We start from the raw sequence: 20,239 nt of genomic DNA, 5'->3' as shown, positions 1-20,239 counted from the left end.
TCATGAATCTGTCAGCTATTCAGCAACCGGGCTGGCGGGCTTTTTGTTGGCTTTGGCTTCGGCCGCCAGGCATTCCAGGGCAAACTGCTCGGTGTAGGTCATCTGGATCGGGGTGCTTTCGCCCTTGACGGTGCGCTCGCCATCCAGGATGTAGCGAATGCGCTTGTCGGTCACGCCGATGCGTTTGGCGATCCACGAAGGCGTTTGGCCGATGCGGCTGATCAGCTTGTCGGCGTAGTCGGTGGAGGGGTTGTAGCGCTCGGCGTTGGGTGTCATGGGGGTTCCGGGTAAAAGCGGGTTCGTAAGTAGGCGGCAGGGTGACGCAATTATCATTCGGTGTCGCCTGCTAATGGTACAGTCGCGTTTTTTCCAAGGAAGCTTCGGTATGCGGATGGTGGTAATTGGCGCTTTGGTACTGGCATCGCTGGCCGGTTGTGCGGGCTCGAAGATGAAAGAGGCGCGTACCGGTACGCCCTATAAAACCCTGGCCTCGGACAAGGCCCCGCTGGTGGTTGCCCAATGCATCCAGTTCGGTTGGCAGGACGAAGCGGTGTTCGGCGTGGATGCCGGTGGCTTCATGGAGCCTGCGCAGGCCGGTGGCTTCACCATCTACACCACGGCAGGCGATTACTTTGTCGACGTGCGCAGCGCCGGCGCGGGTGCCAGCGTCAACTATTATGCTGCCCAGGATGACTACCCGGCCAAGCGTCGCCTCGCCGCACTGGCGACTTGTCTGTAATCCGTTGCGTTAGAAAAGTTCAGAAATGCCCTGCGGACAGCTTCGCGGGCATTGTTTTAGTATTTTCCTGCTCGCCCGGTGTGACGGCTCTTTACCGGTACATGGACGTCGAGGCCGGAGCGCCGGGCGGGCAACTCTTTTCTAGCGTGGCATATACCCCAAGTGCCAGCGCCGGGGAATCTTCAGCGACACCAACCCCAACAGCGCCGACAGCACCCCGCTGACCAGCAGCGCACGAATCCCCATCTGATGCTCCAGTAATGCACCGATCACCGCACCGGCAAACATCCCGGCCCAGGGGATCAGTTGCACGCGCCAGCCGTTGCGGCGTTCACCGAGCATCCAGCGGCCCAGCCCGCGACCAAATCGCGAAAGCGCCCCGGTGACATACGTAAGCCCCACCGGTAATCCGTTCACCTCTTCGACGGCAGCATTCAACATGCCCATGGCGATGATCGCCGCCAGCAACGCCGGCAGTTGATCGTCGAACGGCCAGGCGGCGGCCCCGCACAGCAGGGTCGCGATACAGAGCAACAAAGGCAGGGCATGGCGCCGGCTGACGCGGCTGACCATCACGCCCAACGCATTCCCGGCGATAAACGTCGCTACCAGCAGCGTCAGGCGCCCGGTAAGGCCCAGGTCGCCTTCGCTGATCGCCACGGCGAGGCGCGTGGTGTTGCCGCTCATGAAAGAGACAAAATCCCCGCTGGCCATGAAACCAATGGCGTCGGTCATGCCCGCCAGCACGGAAAGGCTGGCCACCAGCATCAGTCCGACACGCCCGCGCCATTTGTGGCGATGCAATAAGGCGGCGTTGGTGTAGGGCTTCAAGGATGAAGGCAGCATGGGGCCGGGTTCCTCGGCGAGATTATCCGGCCACTACCGTAGGGCGCTTTGCCCCCAGCTGCAATGACTTGGCGCACTCACAGGCGTTCTGCCAGTTGCTCCAGAAACATCGCCAACCCCACTTCCTCGGCTTTCAGGCCTTTGCGCACCCGTGGCTTGGGCAGCTTTGCCAGCTCGCCCAGGCTGAAATGCTCCAGCACGGCCGGGTGGATGTAGCACTTGCGGCATACCGCCGGGGTGTTGCCCAGTTGCTTGGCGACATTCTTGACCATCTCCACCACATGCTTCTTGGCGTCGGACTCCGGCTGCCATTCAAGCTCGCGCAATACCGCCAGCGCCAGGGCACTGCCGGCCCAGGTGCGGTAATCCTTGGCGGTAAAATCCGCACCCGTCAGGGTATGCAGGTAGGCATTCACGTCAGTGGAGCTGACCGTATGGCGCTCGCCGTTCTCGTCCAGGTACTGGAACAGGTTCTGCCCCGGCAATTCCAGGCAACGCTTGATCACCGTGGCCAGGCGCCGATCCTTGACGGTGATCTGGTGCTCGATGCCGCTCTTGCCGCGAAACTGGAACAGGATCTCGCTGCCCTTGATGTCCACATGGCGGGTGCGCAGGGTGGTCAGGCCGTAGGAGCGATTGTCCCGAGCGTACTGAGTGTTGCCGACGCGGATCAGCGTGGCGTCGAGCAGCATCACCACCGTGGCCAGGACCTTCTCCCGATTGAACCCGGGCGCCGCGATCTGCGCTTCCAACTGCTTGCGCAGCTTGGGCAACGCGCTGCCGAACTGTTGCAGCCGGGAATACTTGTCGGTGTCACGCACCTCACGCCAGCGTTGGTGATAACGGTACTGCTTGCGCCCCCGGGCATCACGGCCGGTCGCTTGCAGGTGGCCGCGCGGGTCGGCGCAGATCCACACATCGGTATAGGCCGGCGGCACCGCGAGGGCGTTGATGCGTTTGATTTCGTCGGCATCGGTTATGCGTGTGCCGTCGGCCTTGAAGTACTGGAATTTGCCCCGCAGCTTTTTCCGGGAGATCCCGGGCTGGGTATCGTCGACGTAATGCAGGTCGCGGGGCAGGTCGGCAAGCAACGCAGGATCGGGCATGGCGCAAATTCCTTGGCAGGTATTTCTGATTGACCGCAGGGTGTTGCGGTCGTGCCAACAAGTTTGCTCCCCCGTAGCAGCTGTCGAGCCCCAGCGAGGCTGCGTTAGCAGTACCTCCATTAACCAGCCAGGCGCTGAACCGAGGCGCGCCTGACGCAGCCTCGCTGGGGCTCGACAGCTGCTACGGGACGGGGTGTCGGGCAGTCAGGCCAGTACCGCCACCGCCTTGATTTGCGCCCACAACGCCTGGCCGGGATGCAGTTGCAACTGGTCCCGTGAGTAACGGGTGATGCGTGCCAGCAGTGGCGTGCCGGCTGCATCGAGGCTCACCAGCACATGGGCTGCGTTGTCCGCCGGGATTGCCTGGGTCACCGTCACCGGCAGGCGATTGAGGATGCTGCTGTGTTCCTCGGCCTGCAGGCTGAGGCTGACGTCCCGCGCCTGGATCTTGAAGCGCAACGGTTTGCCCAACGCCAGCGGTGCATGCGCCACGCGCATTTGCAGTTGGCTGGCGGGCAGTTGCAGAGTCAGCAACTGGTAGTGCTCGTCGTAGGCGCAGACCGTACCGTTGATCACCACGCCGGCATCGTCGCCCAAGGCCATGGGCAGGTCGAGCCGAGCCAGGGTTTCGCCAATGGGGCCGCTGGCCAGGGCCTTGCCTTCGCTGAGCAACACGATGTGATCAGCCAGGCGCGCCACTTCGTCCTGGGCATGGCTGACGTACAGCACAGGGATCTCCAGCTCGTCGTGCAAACGTTCAAGGTACGGCAGGATTTCGCTTTTGCGTTTGCTGTCCAGCGCCGCCAACGGTTCATCCATCAGCAACAGGCTCGGGCTGGTGAGCAGGGCGCGGGCGATGCCGACGCGCTGGCGTTCACCGCCGGAAAGGTGCTGCGGATGGCGATCCAGCAGGTGGCCGATGCCCAACAGCTCGGTGGCATGGGCCATCTCCACCCGCCGCTGCTGACGCGGGATGCGCTTGAGGCCGAATTCCAGGTTGGCCAGCACCGACAAATGCGGGAACAGGCTGGCTTCTTGAAACACGTAGCCCAGGGCGCGCTTGTGGGGTGGCACAAACAGCCCTTTGCGGCTGTCTTGCCAGACTTCGTCGTTGATTTGCACGAAGCCCTCTTCAGCCCGTTCCAGCCCGGCGATGCAGCGCAGGCACGTGGTCTTGCCGGAGCCGGAATGACCGTACAGCGCCGTCACTCCGCGACCGGGCAGTTGCAGGTCGACGTCCAGGGCAAACCCGGAGTACTTCAGTTGCAGGCGCACCTCGATCATCGACATCAGCTCCAGCCCGCTTTGGTTTTACGGCTGGAGTAGAGCGCCAGCAACACCAGGAAAGAAAACACCACCATCGAGCCGGCCAGCCAGTGGGCCTGGGCATATTCCATAGCTTCGACGTGGTCGTAGATCTGCACGGAGACTACCCGGGTCTTGTCTGGAATATTGCCGCCGATCATCAGCACTACGCCGAACTCACCGACGGTGTGGGCAAAGCCGAGAATCGACGCGGTGATAAAACCCGGGCGCGCCAGGGGCAGGATCACGCTGAAAAAAGTGTCCCAGGGATTGGCCCGCAAGGTGGCGGCCACTTCCAACGGTCGAGTGCCGATGGCGGAGAAGGCGTTTTGCAACGGCTGCACCACAAACGGCATGGAATAGATCACCGAGCCAATCACCAGCCCGGCGAAGCTGAAGGTCAGAGTGCCCAGGCCCAGCCATTGGGTGAACTGGCCGAAGTAGCCGTTGGGCCCCATGGTCAGCAGCAGGTAGAAACCGATCACGGTGGGCGGCAACACCAGCGGCAAGGCCACCACCGCGCCGATGGGGCCGCGCCACCAAGAACGGGTGCGCGACAGCCACAGAGCGATCGGAGTGCCGATGATCAGCAGGATGACCGTGGTCAGTGACGCCAGCTTCAGGGTCAACCAGATCGCGGAAAAATCAGCACTCGACAGCGGCATTTACAGCTCGTAACCGTAGGACTTGATGACCGCGGCGGCTTTCGGACCTTTCAGGTATTCAACCAGGGCCTTGGCAGCGGCGCTGTCCTTGCCCTTGTTGAGGATTACCGCATCCTGCTTGATCGGGTCGTGCATCGACGACGGCACGATCCAGGCGGAACCGCTGGTGACCTTGCCGTCCTTGTAGATCTGCGACAGCGCTACAAAACCCAGCTCGGCATTGCCGGTGGACACGAACTGATAGGCCTGGGTGATGTTCTGGCCTTCGACAATCTTGTCCTTGACCTTCTCGGTCAGGCCTTCCTTCGCCAGTACCTGGGTGGCGGCCAGGCCGTAAGGCGCGGCTTTCGGGTTAGCGATGGACAGGTGCTGGAATTGGTTTTTCTTCAGCACTTCGCCCTTGGCATCCACATAACCTTCCTTGGCCGACCACAGCGCCAGGGTGCCTACTGCGTAGGTAAAGCGCGAGCCTTTGACGGTGTCGCCTTCGGCTTCGAGTTTCTGTGGGGTGGTGTCGTCGGCGCTGAGGAACACTTCAAACGGCGCGCCGTTCTTGATCTGGGTGTAGAACTGGCCGGTGGCACCGTAGGCGGCGACCAGCTTGTGGCCGGTGTCTTTTTCAAAGTCGGCGGCAATTGCCTGAATCGGTGCGGTGAAGTTGGCGGCCACGGCCACCTGGACTTCATCGGCATTCGCCGAGGAAAAGGCAAACGCGGCGATCAGGGTGGCGAGGGCGGTGGGGGCCAGGCGTGAGGCGCGAATCATCATCAAGAAGCTCCTTGGGGGTTACCGACTTTGCGGCTTGTTATAGACAGAAGGGCGTACCGCTATGTATGGGAATATATAGCGGTTGGCCACTGCCGGTACAGTGCAAAGTTGTCCCGGGAGTTCAGGTTCAGCGTCGGCCGAGTTTTTCCAGGGTCTGCGCGGCCAGCTCCAGCGTCAGGTCATAAGTGGAGATGTCTTTGCCAAGGCGCAACGCCTGGCCCGACCACAAGTTACTGAATCCGGCTTCATCCTTGGCTTTGAGTGGCATCAACGCACCGCCAGACAAGGGAAACGCAGGCGCTGTCGGGTTGATCGCGCCCAGTTCACGCATCACCCGATTAATGATGCCCCGCGCAGGGCGGCCGGTGAACAGGTTGGTCAGCGCGGTTTCGCTGGCCTGAGCGTTGCGCAACGCGTGGTGGTGGGACTTCGAGACGGTGGCCTCGGGGGTAAACAGGTAAGCGGTACCGATCTGTACCGCCGACGCGCCGAGGGCGAAGGCCGCGACGATGCCCCGCGCATCCCCGATGCCGCCGGCTGCGATCACCGGCACCTTCACGGCGTCGACGATCTGTGGCACCAACGCCAGGGTGCCAATCTGGCTATTCAGGTCGTCGCTGAGGAACATCCCGCGATGGCCACCGGCTTCGAAACCCATGGCGATGATTGCGTCGCAGCCGTGCTGTTCCAGCCAGATGGCTTCTTCCACCGTGGTGGCCGATGACAGGATTTTCGCCCCGGTGGCCTTGACCCGGTCCAGCAGGGATTTTTCCGGCAAGCCAAAGTGGAAACTCACGACTTCCGGGCGGAACTCTTCCACCACTTTGCAGGCAGCGTCGTTGAAGGGGGCACGGTTGGAGACGGGCGTCGGGGCGTCAAAGTCGGCGCCCAGTTCGCGGTAGTAGGTTTCCAGCAGTTTCTTCCACTGAAGATCGCGATCAGCGTCCGGCGCCGGCGGCCGATGGCAGAAGAAATTCACGTTCAGCGGCCGTGAACTGGCTTGGCGAATGGTGGTGAGTGCTTCGCGCAGTTGCTCGATGCTGAGCGTTGCTGCCGGCATCGAACCGAGGGCGCCAGCCTGGTTGGCGGCAATCACCATGGCCGTGCTCGTGGCATTCGCCATGGGCGCCTGGATGATCGGCAACTCAATGCCCAGCAGGTCAAGAATTCGGGTGTCTGGCCAGGTGCTCATGGGACGCTTCTCCAACGGTGGAATGCTGTTCCATCGTTTTAGCAGGGCCATGCAGCACCAGGCCAGTCTGTATTATTCACTGGACGAATCCAGGGTTTCGTGGGCGGCTATCAGTTGATAGCTTCGCCCAGTACCTCATGAATCCGCTGGGCAATATGCGCCGCGTGGGTTTCCAGGGCGAAGTGGCCGGTATCGAGCAATTCCACCACGGCGTTGGCGTTATCGACTTTGTAAGCATGGGCACCCGGCGGGATGAAGAAGGGATCGTTCTGGCCCCAGATCACCAGCGCCGGCACTTGCGTGGCCTTGAAAAACCCCTGGAACGCCGGGTACAGCGTCAGGTTGTTGCGGTAGTCGAGAAACAGGTCCAACTGGATTTCGTCGTTGCCGGGACGCTGCATCAGAAGCACATCGAGCATGTAGGACTCAGGCGCAACCAACTCCGGTTGCGGTACCCCGTGCAGGTACTGATAGCGCGTACCTTCCAGGCTGATGACGGCGTTGCGAATGACCTCACGATTGGCTGGGCTCGGCTCGGCCCAATAGGCCCGGATCGGATCCCAGGCGTCACCCAGACCTTCCAGGTAGGCATTGCCGTTCTGCGATATCAGCGCACTGACCCGTTCCGGATGTGCCACCGCCAGGCGCAGGCCTACCGGCGCGCCATAGTCGAACACATAAAGGGCGTAACGGCTGAGCTGCAGGGCGTTGACGAAATGGCCGACGGTAATCGCCAGGTTGTCGAAGCTGAAGCGGTAATTGCGTTCGGCTGGGACTTCGGTGAAGCCGAAACCCGGCAGATCGGGGGCGATGACCCGGTAGCGGGTGGCGAGCAGCGGGATCAGGTCACGGTACATATGGGACGAGCTGGGAAAACCGTGCAGCAGTAACAGCACGGGCGCAGACGGGTCGCCGGCTTCGCGGTAGAACACGCGCACGCCATCGGCATCAACATGCTGGTAGCGCACAACGGGGGCTGAAATCGACATGATCGGAATCCTCTGTGTAACTGGATAAGTTGATTTGTGGGGTTACTGGTCTCGCAGGCTGCGCTCGAAAAAGTAACCTGTCAAATTAATTTAATAGGTTACTTTTCGGAGTGTTTAGTAACTATCCAAAAGCATTATCAGCGGTTACCATGTCGCGGACTTGAAGAGGACTCGCCAATGACCGTCATCACACCATCCACGATGGATCCCTACGTTCTAGCCGACCATCCGGTGTTGGACATGCTCAACACCCGGGCGAATGTCGACGGTGTGCCCTTTGAGTTCTGGCAAGGCGATGCCGAGGTGCAGCGCTGGCTGGTGCGACTGGGCTGGTGCGAAGAAGGCGCGGTGCCGGTATTCGAGGAGGGCGCTTTACTGGGCGCGGCGAGGGGATTGCGGGAAGTGATCCGGCTGTTGTTGGAGCAACGCAAGGCCGGCCAGCAGGGTGATCCTGCTGCGTTGAATGCATTTTTGCGCAAGGCCGTCAGCCATCCGCAGCTGGCTTGGCCGGCGCCGGGCGAGTTGCGCCTGGAGCGCCAGCGCAAACAGCAAACCGCTGAGCAGTTCCTGGCACCGATCGCCGAAGCCGCGGCGACGTTGCTGGTGGAAGGGGATTTCGGTTTGATCCGCACCTGCGAACACCCCGAGTGCGTGCTGTGGTTCTACGACCGGACCAAGGGCCACAAGCGCCGCTGGTGCAGCATGGCGCTGTGTGGCAACCGGCATAAGGTGGCCGAGTTTCGCAAGCGCAAACTCTTGTAGCGGTCGTCAGGCACCGGCCGGGCTTTCGCGCTCCAGCAACTGCCGCTTGCGCTCAACGCCCCAGCGGTAGCCCGATAGATTACCGTCGGCGCGCACCACCCGATGGCAGGGAATCGCCACGGCCAGGCTGTTGGCACCGCACGCCTGGGCCACGGCGCGATAGGCGGTCGGGGCGCCGATGCGCTGGGCAATCTCTGCATAGCTGGCGGTGCAACCCACCGGGATTTCTCGCAAGGCCTGCCAGACCCGTTCCTGAAACGCAGTACCACGCAGATCCAGGGGCAGGTTCAGGCCCAGGGCCGGCGCCTCGATAAAGCCCACCACCTGGGCGATCAAATGTTCGAAGTCGTGATCGGCGCCCAACAGATTGGCGCGGGGAAACTGGTCCTGCAGGTCGCGCACCAGTTTGTCCGGGTCGTCCCCCAGCAGGATTGCGCACACACCGCGATTGCTCTGCGCCACCAGAATTGCGCCCAACGAGCATTGGCCGACGGCAAACCGAATGTCCGTGTTAGTGCCGCCCGCCTTGTAGTCGCCAGGCTTCATGCCAAGCAACTGGTCGGCGGCCTCATAAAAACGGCTGTTGGAATTGAAGCCGGCGTCGTACAGCGCATCGGTCACCGAATGCTGGTCCTTGAGCCCGTCGCGTACTTTGCGCGAGCGATGGGCACTGGCGTAGCGCTTGGGTGTGAGGCCTGTCACCGCCTTGAACACCCGATGGAAATGAAACGGGCTCAGGCCGGCGAGGGTGGCCAGGTCTTCAAGGGCTGGCAGGGTTTCGGCCTGTTCGATGTGCCGACAGGCGGCTGCCACCAGTTGCGCGTGGCGTGCGGCCACTTGGGTCTGGTCGCCCGACGAACGTTTGTTGGGTCGGTAGCCCGCGGCTTCGGCCTGTTGCGGAGTATCGAAGAACTCGACGTTCTCCGGGCGCGGCCGCCGTGCGGAACTGCTGGGGCGGCAGTACACACCGGTGGTTTTCACGCCATAGACGAAGGTCAAGTCGGCTTTGGCGTCGCGGGCGACGATGGCCGCCCAGCGTGGGTCTTGTTCGGTGGCGTGGCGCGCGGTCATGGTGGTGGCTCCTGGTTGAAGAATGCCAGGTTAGTCCCCGGTGGCATTCCCATCACTCCGATGCTTGCGGTCAAATTCATCCGGCTGTGCGAAACGTCAGGTTGATGCGCTGCGGCCCCATGACCGGATGAGTGCCGGGCTTGATCGGCATCACGCCGTGAAAGCGCAGGCGATCCACACCGCCCCATACCACGACATCGCCATGGAACAGCGAGACTTTTTGCGCTGTGTCGCTCCGCTCATGGCCGCCGAACAGAAAGATCGCCGGCAAACCCAGTGACACGGAGATCACTGGAGCGGCGTAGCGGCGCTCGTTCTTGTCCTGATGCAGGGACATTTTCGCGCCTGGCACATAGCGGTTGATCAGGCAGGCATCCGGTTCGAAATCCTCGAAACCCGCGTCCGCCGCCGCCATGAGCGCCAATTGGCGTAGCGCCTCGGGCATGGCTGGCCAGGGTTGCTGGTTGTTGGGGTCAATCGCAGAGTAGCGATAGCCGGTGGGATCGGTCGTCCAACCCAGTTCACCGCAGCTGCTCAAAGCGGCGGACATGGTAAAGCCGCCCGGCGTGACCATTTGCCGGAACGGCGATTGAGCCAGTACGCGCCGCAGTTCCGGAAGCAAGCGCTCGACCCAGGGCAGGGCGTAGCCTCTGAGAACGTAGGATTGCTCACCGATTTGTTCGCGTCCCGGGGGCTGTTGCAAGGCCTCGTCGGCGAACAAATCGGCGGTTGCTCCAGGATCGGTCTTACTGCGCATCGTGAAAAATCACTCCCAAGGTATGCCGCGTACCACTGTGCAGAACACTGACCCCATGGCGCAAGGTCACCCGATGAAACCCTCTCACGCTGGGCATGGGCCGCTGATTAACCGCGAAGATCACGGCGTCGCCCCTGTTCAGCGGTACGACCTGGGCCCGGGATTGCATGCGTGGCCGCTGTTCGGTCAGCACCAGTTCGCCGCCACGGAAGTCTTCTCCCGGCTGCGACAACAGGATGGCCACTTGTAAGGGAAACACATGTTCGCCGTACAGATCCTGGTGCAGGCAGTTGTAGTCGCCGGGGCCGTATTGCAGCAATAACGGGGTAGGGCGCTGTTGGCCCGCAGCGTGGCAACGGGTAATGAAGTCAGCATGGCGTGCCGGGTAAGTGATCGGCAGGTTCATCTGTTCGTTCCAGCGATTGGCCTGGGGGGCCAGGTAGTGATACAGCTGTTCACGCAACTCGCTGACCCGGGAGGGCAGCGGATAGCGGAAATACTTGTACTCGCCCCGACCAAAGCCGTGCCTGGCCATCAGCACGTGGGAGCGAAACCGTTCGTGCTGCGGGTAGTGGCCGCAGAGCTCCGCACATTCTTGCTGATCCAGCAGCGCTGGAATAATTGCGTTGCCCTGTTGGTCAAGGTCTTGCTCGATCGCGCGCCAGTCCAGCTTGGCCAGGCGCTCTTTAAGTGAGGTAGAAGGCATCGACGAGTTCCTGTGGCAGCGGATAAGGGCTGCCAGTCTAGGAAGTCGCCAGCGTTACGACACTCCGATGCTTGCGCTCGAATTACAGGGCCTTGCTCACATTGATATCGGTGATTTCATCGCTGGCATCGTGCATTTTTGCCAGTGCTTCCTTGGCTTCCTCAATGCTGCCCGCTTGCAGCTGGGCGAATTCGAAGCGGCGCTCACCGTTGAGTTTGTACTTGATCACATATTTGGTGGTAGTCACGGGCATTCCTGTCAGCTGAGTTTCGAATTGGTGCGGCGCACGATGCGGATCTTGTGGGACAAGGTCGGCTTTTTGGTCACACTGATGGCGCGGCGGGTAACCACGTCCAGGGTAATGTTCCAGAAGCCGGTGCTCGGCGCGGTGATTTTTGCCGGGAATTTGTCGAACGCGCCGCCGTGGTAAGTGTGGCGGCCACCGTTCTTGAAGCTGCGAAAGTTCGCGTCGCTCATCAGGCGGATGTTGCACGTTTGCGAACATTCAATGACGACAATGTCTCCTTCATTGAGGTGTTCGCGCTGGTGGATGAATTTCATGAGGTGTCTCCAGAAGGGCTTTTTCTGAAAAATCAGAACGATACGTAGGATAAGATGGAGTTTATCAGCCCCAGCACGTTTATTATCGGACCGTCGTCGACGAGTTCGACAATTTAAAACAGTTATTTACCGAGTTATCAGGGATAAATCCTACATTGGCGGGAGAAAAATACCTTTCTTGCTGTCGTAGGGTCTTTATCGGAGGTTTTTTATGAAGTGGAGTGTGTTGGTTCTGGCCTTGGCGTTGGGTGGATGTGCTTCGGTGGCGGATATCAAGCAGACCCCACCGACACTGGCAGTGATCTCCGGGAAAAAGCCGCAGGAATACGCGGCGTGTATCGTCCAGAAACTGTCGAAAACCCGTAGGCCATCGCAGATCGAGCCCCACAAGGATGGCGTTCAGGTGATCGTTCCGCAGAAGTTTTCTGCTGATCCGTCGGCCATTTTCGAAATTGAAGAGCGCTCCAGCGGTAGCAGCATCAAACTCTACGAGAGCATGTCCAATGTGCCTATTCGTCCGGGTGACGTGAAGGCGGCAGGGGAGGCTTGCATTTCCGGCTGAGTCTATAGCCGCCCACTTTCGAATCCGATCAAGAAAACCCGACCTGCCAGTGCAGTGTCGGGTTTTTTGTGTGGGATTTTCATTAAGTAGCCCTTTTCCGTCAGTGCTGGGTGTTGTGGCGATCTAATCATTACCCTACCATTTGTAGGCTTATGCCTAATTCGCCTAAGCATATAACTATAAAAATGGAGTCGTGATGATGTCTCTGGAACGAGTTCTGATGGGTAGTGTGCTGCTGCTGATGCTGGGCAATGCCCACGCGCTAGAGGGGAAAAACGTATTTACGCAGGGTGGTTCGCAGCCGGGAGCTGCGCCGTGCGTAGCCTGTCACGGGGCTGATGGGCTGGGGCTGGCAGCGGCCGGCTTTCCGCGCTTGGCCGGTTTGCCAGCGGGGTATTTGCGCAAGCAACTGCAGGATTTTAAAAGCGGCGCCCGTAACAGCCCGGTGATGCAGCCGCTGGCCAACGCCCTGACGGAAGAGGAAATCAATGCTGTGACCCGGGAGCTGGCGGCAATGCCTGCGCCGGTGGCCGTTTCGGTGCACCGTAGCGAAATGCCAACCGAAGCTGCGCAAAAGATTGCCCTGCAAGGCGCGTGGGAGCGCCAGATTCCGGCGTGTGTCAGTTGTCATGGGCCAGCTGGCGTGGGTGTTGGCGACGCATTTCCGCCCCTGGCCGGGCAATCCGCGGCCTACCTGGTGGCGCAGTTGAATGCCTGGCGCAGTGGCACCCGCCATAACGATCCGAACGATTTGATGGGCCATATCGCCAAATCCCTCAGCGCTGAAGAAGCACAGGCCGTGGCCACCTATTTTGCGTCGTTGAGCGGCCAGGAGGCCAAGCCATGAAGCTTTTCTTATTGGCAACCCTTGCCAGTGTGCCTGTCCATGCCGCCACCATCGCCATGGAAGACCAGTCACAGTTGCAGCCAGTCGCCCGTTCGACGGCTGCCGCGCAGTTCCAGCCGCCGCAAGAGAGCGAGCTGCCGGACAACGCCTACGGCAAGCTGGTGAAGCAGGGCTACGCCCTGTTTGTCGACACCAAGCGCCTGGCGCCGCAATTTGTCGGCAATGGTCTCAATTGCAGTAATTGCCATCTGGACCAGGGCCGCCTGGCCAATTCCGCGCCGCTGTGGGGTGCCTATCCGATGTATCCGGCGTATCGAAAAAAGAACGACAAGGTCAACACCTTCGCCGAGCGCTTGCAGGGCTGTTTCCAGTTCAGCATGAATGGCGGCACGCCACCGGCCGCAGACAGCCCGGAAATTACTGCGCTGTCGGTGTATGCCTATTGGCTGTCGAGCAAGGCGCCGTTGGGCGTCGAGTTGCCGGGGCGTGGTTATCCGGACGTGCCGACACCTGCCAAGGGTTACGACCTGGCCCAGGGCGCGGAGGTCTATAAGGGCCAATGCGCGGTGTGCCATGGCGCCGAAGGCCAGGGCCAGAAAGTCGGTGACAGCTACGTGATGCCGCCGCTTTGGGGTAAAGATTCCTACAACTGGGGCGCCGGGATGCACCGGATCAACACCGCCGCGTCCTTCATCAAGCACAACATGCCCCTGGGCAAGGGCGGCAGCCTGAGCGACCAGCAAGCCTGGGACGTCGCAGCTTACGTCAACCGCCATGAGCGACCCCAGGACCCGCGCCTGGTGGAGGGCTCCGTGGAGAAAACCCGGCTGAAGTTCCACGCCAATGACGGCATCAATCTTTACGGGCAGACGGTCGACGGCGTACTGATCGGCCAAGGCATCCGTTAAACTGTCGGTCACCCACAAAAAATGCCGCTGAATCAGCGGCATTGTCTTTTCGGAAGTTCAGTCATGAAGCGTGAGCAAGTCAGAGAACAGCATGCAGGGGGGCATATATCTGCGACCCATGTGATTCAAAATCCCGCGGATACGGGCGAGTGGATCGTGTTCTTCAAGAAGAGCGGCGGCCGCAGCTATTTCCTGGTGGATGACCAGGACGAAGTCGAATCCTTTTCTCGCCTGGACGACTTAATCGAGACCATTCGCGGCCTGGGCATCAAATTCGCCGAAATTCACATGTAATTATTTGCAGACCACGGTCACGCTGCGGGTCTTGTAGTTGCCGACATCCTTGCCCAGGGTCTTATCGCTTTCTTTCAGGGCCGGTGTGCCTTCGGTGCCGACAATCCGGTAACCGGTCCCTGCGCAGGACGCATCAGCCTTTTCATAGCAGCTGGCCCAGGAGTTGGCTTCGCCGGAACAATCGATGGCCAGCCCTTGTTCGCCGTTTTTCAGCACGGTGTCGGAAGTGGTGGTGCAGCCACCGGTAAGCGCCAGTACCGCAATCAGTGCCAGGATCTTGTTCATGTAGGAGTCGTCATTAGGGTGTTGGAGGGAAGCGCTGACACTGTCGTGGGGCGTTTCAGGCGAGATTATAGCGAACCGCCATCAAGGTACAGACAAACACAAAAAAGCCCCGATAAACGAGGCTTGATTGGCGTTTCTGCGGGTGTTACTTGGTTTTGGGGCGCTTGCTCGACGCATGGCCCGCTTCATCCACAAACACTTCGGCCACGGCACAGGCTTGAGCTTCGGTCGCGAATGCCCCGGCAACGCTGTCGCCGTGGAAGTTGATCAAGTGCCAGCCATCTGCTCGCTTGGTGATCAGGTAGCCGTTCACGCCTTTTGGTTCTGACATCTATCAATCTCGTTGTCTGGTTCAAGGCGGTAATGATAGCGCCAAACGGCGCGGGGCGGCGCAAGATGTTGCAGGTCAGTGCCGATCGCCATAAAGCGTGCTAAAAAGGTTTAAGCCCTTTGAATGACGGGCGCAAGTCGACGATTTCTAACAGCGGCGAAGGTACTGGATTGAATGCCGGCGGAACTTACGCCGACATTTTTCCTCTATGTTGACATCGCAACGCCAGCAGGACCCATTGTAAGGTGACTGCGGCCTGATTAGACTGCGCCGAATTTCGTACGCACAGCCCTTTGTAAGGACTCATATGATCAAGAAATGCTTGTTCCCAGCAGCCGGTTACGGCACTCGCTTCCTGCCAGCGACCAAGGCCATGCCCAAAGAAATGCTGCCGGTGGTGAACAAGCCACTGATCCAGTACGGCGTGGAAGAAGCACTGGATGCCGGCCTGAACGAAATTTCGATCGTGACCGGCCGTGGCAAACGCGCCCTGGAAGACCACTTCGACATCAGCTACGAGCTGGAAAACCAGATCAAGGGCACCGACAAGGAAAAATACCTGGTCGGCATCCGTAAACTGCTCGACGAGTGCTCGTTCTCCTACACCCGTCAGACCCAAATGAAAGGCCTGGGTCACGCGATCCTGACCGGTCGCCCGCTGATCGGTGACGAACCTTTCGCGGTGGTACTGGCGGATGACCTGTGTGTAAACCTGGAAGGCGACGGCGTCCTGACCCAGATGGTCAAGCTGTACCAGAAGTACCGTTGCACCATCGTCGCGGTTCAAGAGGTCGACCCTCAGGAAACCAACAAGTACGGCGTGATTGCCGGCGACGATATCGGTGATGGCCTGATCCGCGTACGCGACATGGTTGAAAAGCCAGCGCCGGAAGATGCTCCGTCGAATCTGGCGATCATCGGTCGCTATATCCTGACTCCGGACATCTTCAAGCTGATCGAAGAAACCGAGCCGGGCAAGGGTGGCGAGATCCAGATCACCGACGCCCTGCTGAAGCAGGCAAAAGACGGTTGCGTGATTGCCTACAAGTTCAAGGGTCGTCGTTTTGACTGCGGTGGCGCTGAAGGCTACATCGAAGCAACCAACTTCTGCTACGAGCACTTCTACAAGACTGGCAAGGCTTACTGATTCACGGTTGCCTGCTTGATCTGGGAAAGCCACCTTCGGGTGGCTTTTTCGTTTTTCGGCCCCATGTAAGCAGGTATGCTGTTGTCCTGCCGAGGAGAGTGAAATGGCCTACGATTTTGACCTTTATGTAATTGGTGCCGGTTCCGGCGGTGTGCGCGCTGCACGATTCGCCGCAGGTTTTGGCGCCAAGGTGGCAGTGGCTGAAAGCCGCTACCTGGGCGGTACCTGCGTGAACGTGGGCTGCGTGCCGAAGAAGCTGTTGGTGTACGGCGCGCATTTCGCCGAAGACTTCGAGCAGGCCAGCGGTTTCGGCTGGTCCCTGGGCGAAGCAAACTTCGATTGGGCGACCCTGATCGCCAATAAGGATCGCGAGATCAACCGCCTCAATGGCATCTACCGCAACCTGCTGGTCAACAGCGGCGTGACCCTGCATGAAGGGCATGCGCGGTTGGTGGACCCGCATCAGGTGGAAATCAACGGTGAGCGCTTCACCGCCAAGCACATTCTGGTGGCTACCGGTGGCTGGCCGCAGATCCCGGAGATCCCGGGGCGCGAGCACGCCATTGGCTCCAATGAGGCGTTCTTCCTCAAAGAGTTGCCCAAGCGTGTGCTGGTGGTTGGCGGCGGTTACATCGCTGTCGAGTTTGCCGGGATTTTCCATGGCTTGGGTGCGCAGACCTCGCTGTTGTATCGCGGCGACTTGTTCTTGCGCGGTTTTGACGGTTCGGTGCGCACGCACTTGAAGGAAGAGCTGACCAAGCGTGGTCTGGATCTGCAATTCAATGCCGACATCGAACGTATCGAGAAGCAGGCCGACGGCAGCCTCAAGGCCACCTTGAAAGACGGCCGGGTGCTGGAAACCGATTGCGTGTTCTACGCCACCGGCCGGCGCCCGATGCTCGATAACCTGGGGTTGGAAAACACCGGCGTCAAGTTGGACAAGCGTGGCTTTGTCGAGGTGGATGACCTGTACCAGACTGCGGAATCGTCGATTCTGGCGATTGGTGATGTGATTGGTCGCGTGCAACTGACACCGGTGGCGCTGGCTGAAGGCATGGCCGTGGCACGTCGCCTGTTCAAGCCTGAGCAATATCGCCCGGTGGACTACGCGATGATCCCGACGGCGGTGTTCAGCCTGCCAAACATCGGCACCGTGGGCCTCAGCGAAGAGCAGGCACGTGAAGACGGGCACAAGGTGCAGGTGTTCGAAAGCCGCTTCCGGCCGATGAAGCTGACCCTGACCGAGTGCCAAGAAAAGACCCTGATGAAGCTGGTGGTCGACGCCGAGACCGACAAGGTCCTGGGTTGCCACATGGTTGGCCCTGACGCCGGGGAGATCGTGCAGGGCCTGGCGATCGCACTCAAGGCGGGTGCGACCAAGCAGCATTTCGACGAAACCATCGGCGTGCATCCGACGGCGGCGGAAGAGTTCGTCACCATGCGCACGCCGGTGGCGCGGTAATCAGCCCTCGGTAGTTGCCTCTGGCGCCGTCGCAACGACGGCCGCCAGGCGCAGCGCCTCGATGCTGGCCTGGGCTTTGACCAGGTCCAGCTCCAGGGTTTTGTTGGTCTGCTGATGCTCGGCCAGCGCTTCCTGGCGCGTCTGACTCTCCAGCAGTGCAACCCGCAAGCGTTCCTGCAGCAAGGTGCGTTCGCTGTCGATCACATTCACCTGTTCGCTAAGCTGGCGTTGCTGGTCGCGGTCCTGGCGGGCCTGTTCCTGCAGTGCGCTCAATTCCTTCACCGTCACTCGATGTTCAATCAGCAGGCGCTCGTTATCGCGATGCAACTGGGTGATCTCGTCCTGGCGCACCATCGCGCTCTGCTGAGCCTGACGTAGTTCTGCCTGTACCTGCTGCAACTGACCCTCATGGCGACGCTGTTCCTGCTCACGCTGATCCTTGATTGCGTTGCGGTAATGCTCAAGAGCATCCCGGGCGTGCAGGTGCTTCTCTTCCAATGAGCGAATCTGCTCGTCCTTGTCGTTGATCCGCAACTCGTAATCGCTGCACGCCTGGCTCAGTCCGGCGTTGCGGGTTTGCTCGGTTTGCAGGCTGGAGCGGGTGCTTTGCAGCGCCGCGCTTTCGTCAGCCAGGGCGGCTGCCTGGATATCGAACTGTTGCTTGAGCTGGCTGTGGGTGGCTTCCAGTTCTTCAACCTGGGCGAGCAGGGCGGCTTTCTGTTGCTGGAACTGCGCCAGGGCCAGGTCGATAGGTTCCTGTGCCTTTTCCTTAAGGCGCTGGGCCAGCCGTGCCACCAGTTCGCCCAGCTCGTCATCGATGGGCGCTTCGGTGATGGTCTGGCGGGTTTCGCTTTCGTCCAGCTCCTTCAGATAGCGGTGAATCGTGGTTTTCGAGCCGGTATTGCCCATCTCGATGCGTACTGCATCGATGCTTGGGTTCTCGCCGCGGGCGAGGATCGCCAGGCGCGCCGTTTGAACTACTGCTTTATTGATGCCGCCGCGAGCCATGGAGTCTCCGTCGATTTAGTACTGTGGTACGTAGTATGTATATACGTACTATATCACGATTATATTTACCCTGAAATTGATGATTTAACAGATGGGATATTGGCGTATTATCCCGTGTGATCAAGGCTTTGAAGTGGACAGCGCCCAATGGCAGTACAGGTATGAGTGAACTGGACCGTTATCTGAATGCGGCCACCCGCGATAACACCCGCCGCAGTTATCGAGCGGCAATCGAGCATTTCGAGGTGAATTGGGGTGGATTCCTGCCGGCCACCAGCGACAGCGTGGCGCGCTACCTGGTGGCCCATGCGGGCGTGTTGTCGGTCAACACGTTGAAGTTGCGCTTGTCGGCCTTGGCCCAGTGGCATACCAGCCAGGGTTTTCCCGATCCGACCAAGGCGCCGGTGGTGCGTAAAGTGCTGAAAGGGATTCGCGCCGTGCACCCGGCTCAGGAAAAGCAGGCGGAGCCGTTGCAACTCCAACACTTGGAACAGGTGATCCAGTTTCTCGATCAGGAAGGTCGCGACGCTCGAAGCGCAGAAGACCATCCCCGCTGGCTGCGTGCCAAACGTGACGCCGCATTGATCCTGCTGGGTTTCTGGCGCGGCTTTCGCAGTGACGAGCTGTGCCGGTTGAATATCGAGCACGTGCAGGCAGTGCCCGGCTCGGGCATCACCCTGTATTTGCCACGCAGCAAAGGCGATCGGGAGAACCTGGGTCGCACTTACCAGACGCCAGCGTTGCTGCGCCTGTGCCCGGTCCAGGCCTACAGCGAGTGGCTCAGTGCTTCAGCGCTGGTACGTGGCCCGGTATTTCGCGGCATAGACCGCTGGGGCAACCTGGGAGAGGAGGGCTTGCACCCCAACAGCGTGATCCCGCTGTTGCGCCAGGCCCTGGAGCGCGCCGGCATTGCAGCGGATCAATACACCAGCCACTCCCTGCGCCGGGGCTTTGCCACCTGGGCCCATCGTAGCGGCTGGGACTTGAAGTCATTGATGACTTACGTCGGCTGGAAAGACATGAAATCGGCCATGCGCTATGTTGAAGCGACACCCTTTCTCGGCATGGCCCGAGCATCCCTCGAGTGATTTAAGGTTTCTTCTATTAATACAGTCCCTTGATAGTGAAAACCAATCGTCAGCATCAGGTTTGCCAATGAGCCATCGGCCGGGAGAGTGGGTAGGATTCACCTCATCAACTTTCTAAGCCCTTCTACAAACCTGACGGAGAGTCAACGATGCCTATCATCAACAGCCAAGTAAAACCGTTCAAAGCTACCGCCTACAAAAACGGCAACTTCGTAGACGTGACTGATGCTGACCTGAAAGGCAAATGGTCTGTCGTCTTCTTCTACCCAGCCGACTTCACCTTCGTCTGCCCAACCGAACTGGAAGACCTGGCTGACAACTACGCCGAATTCCAGAAACTGGGCGTCGAAATCTACAGCGTTTCCACCGACACCCACTTTGCCCACGCAGCCTGGCACAACACTTCGCCAGCCATCGGCAAAATCCAGTACACCATGATCGGTGACCCGACCCTGACCATCTCCCGCAACTTCGACGTACTGATCGAAGAAGCTGGCCTGGCAGACCGTGGCACCTTCGTGATCAACCCGGAAGGCCAGATCAAAATCGTTGAACTGAACGATGGCGGCGTTGGCCGTGACGCTTCCGAGCTGCTGCGCAAAATCAAGGCGGCCCAGTACGTTGCTGCTCACCCGGGCGAAGTCTGCCCAGCCAAGTGGAAAGAAGGCGAAGCCACCCTGGCTCCGTCTCTTGACCTGGTCGGCAAGATCTAAGTCTGTGAAGTACCAAGGGCGGATGACCGCACCTAAGTAAGCTGCATCCGCCCTCAAAACGCCCGGGCGAGATTCGCTCGGGCGTTTTTTTGTCTGCAATAAACCGAATTAATAGGAAATCGCCCGT

At 60.0% G+C, this 20,239-nt stretch carries 26 protein-coding genes; 10 read left to right on the top strand and 16 right to left on the bottom strand.

Annotated features, from left to right (window positions below):
* Window positions 1-15: 15 nt before the first annotated feature.
* Entirely contained in the window at window positions 16-276 is a 261-nt protein-coding gene (locus BLU46_RS00905) for a hypothetical protein (protein WP_017480362.1), read from the bottom strand.
* 109 nt (window positions 277-385) lie between these two features.
* Between BLU46_RS00905 and BLU46_RS00900 the strand changes: the two genes are divergently transcribed.
* The gene (locus BLU46_RS00900; RefSeq protein ID WP_003212599.1) at window positions 386-739 is read left to right on the top strand and encodes a hypothetical protein; all 354 of its coding nucleotides are present in this window, start codon (window positions 386-388) and stop codon (window positions 737-739) included.
* A 141-nt stretch (window positions 740-880) separates the two neighbouring features.
* On the opposite strand, the gene BLU46_RS00895 is transcribed toward BLU46_RS00900, so the two are convergent.
* From BLU46_RS00895 to BLU46_RS00865, 7 genes are all read right to left on the bottom strand, one after another.
* Window positions 881-1,585 (bottom strand): YoaK family protein, encoded by a 705-nt coding sequence (locus tag BLU46_RS00895; protein ID WP_093197326.1) that lies wholly within the window; start codon window positions 1,583-1,585, stop codon window positions 881-883.
* A 77-nt stretch (window positions 1,586-1,662) separates the two neighbouring features.
* Complete coding sequence (locus BLU46_RS00890) at window positions 1,663-2,691, bottom strand: DNA topoisomerase IB (RefSeq protein ID WP_063030463.1); 1,029 nt, start codon at window positions 2,689-2,691, stop codon at window positions 1,663-1,665.
* Window positions 2,692-2,895: 204 nt separating this feature from the next.
* The gene (gene modC / locus BLU46_RS00885) at window positions 2,896-3,981 is read right to left on the bottom strand and encodes a molybdenum ABC transporter ATP-binding protein (RefSeq protein ID WP_093197321.1); all 1,086 of its coding nucleotides are present in this window, start codon (window positions 3,979-3,981) and stop codon (window positions 2,896-2,898) included.
* Window positions 3,981-4,661 carry a molybdate ABC transporter permease subunit gene (gene modB, locus BLU46_RS00880; protein ID WP_063030461.1) on the bottom strand — a complete coding sequence of 227 codons (681 nt, stop codon included), beginning with the start codon at window positions 4,659-4,661 and terminating at the stop codon, window positions 3,981-3,983. Before modB ends, modC begins: the two co-directional genes overlap by 1 nt.
* Window positions 4,662-5,429: a molybdate ABC transporter substrate-binding protein gene (modA, locus tag BLU46_RS00875; RefSeq protein ID WP_017480368.1), complete on the bottom strand. Its 768-nt coding sequence runs from the start codon at window positions 5,427-5,429 to the stop codon at window positions 4,662-4,664.
* A 127-nt stretch (window positions 5,430-5,556) separates the two neighbouring features.
* Window positions 5,557-6,621, bottom strand: coding sequence for an NAD(P)H-dependent flavin oxidoreductase (locus BLU46_RS00870; RefSeq protein ID WP_093197317.1), 1,065 nt, complete (start codon window positions 6,619-6,621; stop codon window positions 5,557-5,559).
* A 110-nt stretch (window positions 6,622-6,731) separates the two neighbouring features.
* Entirely contained in the window at window positions 6,732-7,610 is an 879-nt protein-coding gene (locus tag BLU46_RS00865; protein ID WP_093197314.1) for an alpha/beta fold hydrolase, read from the bottom strand.
* 177 nt (window positions 7,611-7,787) lie between these two features.
* Between BLU46_RS00865 and BLU46_RS00860 the strand changes: the two genes are divergently transcribed.
* Window positions 7,788-8,372: a CGNR zinc finger domain-containing protein gene (locus BLU46_RS00860; protein WP_093197311.1), complete on the top strand. Its 585-nt coding sequence runs from the start codon at window positions 7,788-7,790 to the stop codon at window positions 8,370-8,372.
* A gap of 6 nt (window positions 8,373-8,378) precedes the next feature.
* Here BLU46_RS00860 and ada read toward each other — a convergent pair whose 3' ends face one another.
* The 5 genes from ada to BLU46_RS00835 all read right to left on the bottom strand — a co-directional run bounded on the left by ada (window position 8,379) and on the right by BLU46_RS00835 (window position 11,467).
* A complete protein-coding gene (ada, locus tag BLU46_RS00855; protein ID WP_093197308.1) occupies window positions 8,379-9,443 on the bottom strand; it encodes a bifunctional DNA-binding transcriptional regulator/O6-methylguanine-DNA methyltransferase Ada in 1,065 nt (354 codons plus the stop codon).
* Between the two features lie 76 nt (window positions 9,444-9,519).
* Window positions 9,520-10,200, bottom strand: a complete 681-nt coding sequence (gene alkB, locus BLU46_RS00850) for a DNA oxidative demethylase AlkB (RefSeq protein ID WP_093197305.1) — start codon at window positions 10,198-10,200, stop codon at window positions 9,520-9,522.
* A complete protein-coding gene (locus tag BLU46_RS00845; RefSeq protein WP_093197302.1) occupies window positions 10,190-10,906 on the bottom strand; it encodes a 2OG-Fe(II) oxygenase in 717 nt (238 codons plus the stop codon). Before BLU46_RS00845 ends, alkB begins: the two co-directional genes overlap by 11 nt.
* An 82-nt stretch (window positions 10,907-10,988) precedes the next feature.
* On the bottom strand, window positions 10,989-11,153 hold the full coding sequence (locus tag BLU46_RS32990; RefSeq protein ID WP_167410147.1) for a hypothetical protein: 165 nt from the start codon (window positions 11,151-11,153) through the stop codon (window positions 10,989-10,991).
* A gap of 11 nt (window positions 11,154-11,164) precedes the next feature.
* Entirely contained in the window at window positions 11,165-11,467 is a 303-nt protein-coding gene (locus BLU46_RS00835; protein ID WP_003212586.1) for a DUF1883 domain-containing protein, read from the bottom strand.
* A 211-nt stretch (window positions 11,468-11,678) separates the two neighbouring features.
* Between BLU46_RS00835 and BLU46_RS00830 the strand changes: the two genes are divergently transcribed.
* From BLU46_RS00830 to BLU46_RS00815, 4 genes are all read left to right on the top strand, one after another.
* Window positions 11,679-12,029, top strand: a complete 351-nt coding sequence (locus tag BLU46_RS00830; protein WP_017480375.1) for a hypothetical protein — start codon at window positions 11,679-11,681, stop codon at window positions 12,027-12,029.
* A gap of 196 nt (window positions 12,030-12,225) precedes the next feature.
* Entirely contained in the window at window positions 12,226-12,876 is a 651-nt protein-coding gene (locus BLU46_RS00825; protein ID WP_093197293.1) for a c-type cytochrome, read from the top strand.
* Window positions 12,873-13,784 carry a c-type cytochrome gene (locus BLU46_RS00820; protein ID WP_093197288.1) on the top strand — a complete coding sequence of 304 codons (912 nt, stop codon included), beginning with the start codon at window positions 12,873-12,875 and terminating at the stop codon, window positions 13,782-13,784. The genes BLU46_RS00825 and BLU46_RS00820 overlap by 4 nt, the downstream gene beginning before the upstream one ends.
* A gap of 63 nt (window positions 13,785-13,847) precedes the next feature.
* Window positions 13,848-14,078, top strand: a complete 231-nt coding sequence (locus tag BLU46_RS00815; protein ID WP_003212582.1) for a hypothetical protein — start codon at window positions 13,848-13,850, stop codon at window positions 14,076-14,078.
* Here the strand turns inward: BLU46_RS00815 and BLU46_RS00810 are convergent, their stop codons facing one another.
* Window positions 14,079-14,363, bottom strand: a complete 285-nt coding sequence (locus BLU46_RS00810; protein ID WP_003212581.1) for a hypothetical protein — start codon at window positions 14,361-14,363, stop codon at window positions 14,079-14,081.
* 145 nt (window positions 14,364-14,508) lie between these two features.
* Entirely contained in the window at window positions 14,509-14,694 is a 186-nt protein-coding gene (locus BLU46_RS00805) for a hypothetical protein (RefSeq protein ID WP_003212580.1), read from the bottom strand.
* A gap of 307 nt (window positions 14,695-15,001) precedes the next feature.
* Between BLU46_RS00805 and galU the strand changes: the two genes are divergently transcribed.
* Together galU and gorA are read left to right on the top strand one after the other, a co-directional pair.
* Window positions 15,002-15,841 carry a UTP--glucose-1-phosphate uridylyltransferase GalU gene (gene galU / locus BLU46_RS00800; RefSeq protein ID WP_003212579.1) on the top strand — a complete coding sequence of 280 codons (840 nt, stop codon included), beginning with the start codon at window positions 15,002-15,004 and terminating at the stop codon, window positions 15,839-15,841.
* 103 nt (window positions 15,842-15,944) lie between these two features.
* Window positions 15,945-17,303 (top strand): glutathione-disulfide reductase, encoded by a 1,359-nt coding sequence (gene gorA / locus BLU46_RS00795; RefSeq protein ID WP_063030441.1) that lies wholly within the window; start codon window positions 15,945-15,947, stop codon window positions 17,301-17,303.
* Here the strand turns inward: gorA and BLU46_RS00790 are convergent, their stop codons facing one another.
* Window positions 17,304-18,311 (bottom strand): DNA-binding protein, encoded by a 1,008-nt coding sequence (locus BLU46_RS00790; RefSeq protein ID WP_093197284.1) that lies wholly within the window; start codon window positions 18,309-18,311, stop codon window positions 17,304-17,306.
* Between the two features lie 161 nt (window positions 18,312-18,472).
* Between BLU46_RS00790 and BLU46_RS00785 the strand changes: the two genes are divergently transcribed.
* Window positions 18,473-19,399, top strand: a complete 927-nt coding sequence (locus BLU46_RS00785; protein ID WP_093197281.1) for a site-specific integrase — start codon at window positions 18,473-18,475, stop codon at window positions 19,397-19,399.
* Between the two features lie 149 nt (window positions 19,400-19,548).
* Window positions 19,549-20,112 (top strand): alkyl hydroperoxide reductase subunit C, encoded by a 564-nt coding sequence (ahpC, locus tag BLU46_RS00780; protein WP_003173835.1) that lies wholly within the window; start codon window positions 19,549-19,551, stop codon window positions 20,110-20,112.
* The last annotated feature ends 127 nt before the right edge of the window (window positions 20,113-20,239 follow it).

The organism is Pseudomonas yamanorum, from assembly GCF_900105735.1.
Taxonomy (GTDB): domain Bacteria; phylum Pseudomonadota; class Gammaproteobacteria; order Pseudomonadales; family Pseudomonadaceae; genus Aquipseudomonas; species Aquipseudomonas yamanorum.
The sequence above is the reverse complement of the archived record's forward strand: the minus strand, read 5'-3'. Positions and strand labels throughout refer to the sequence as shown.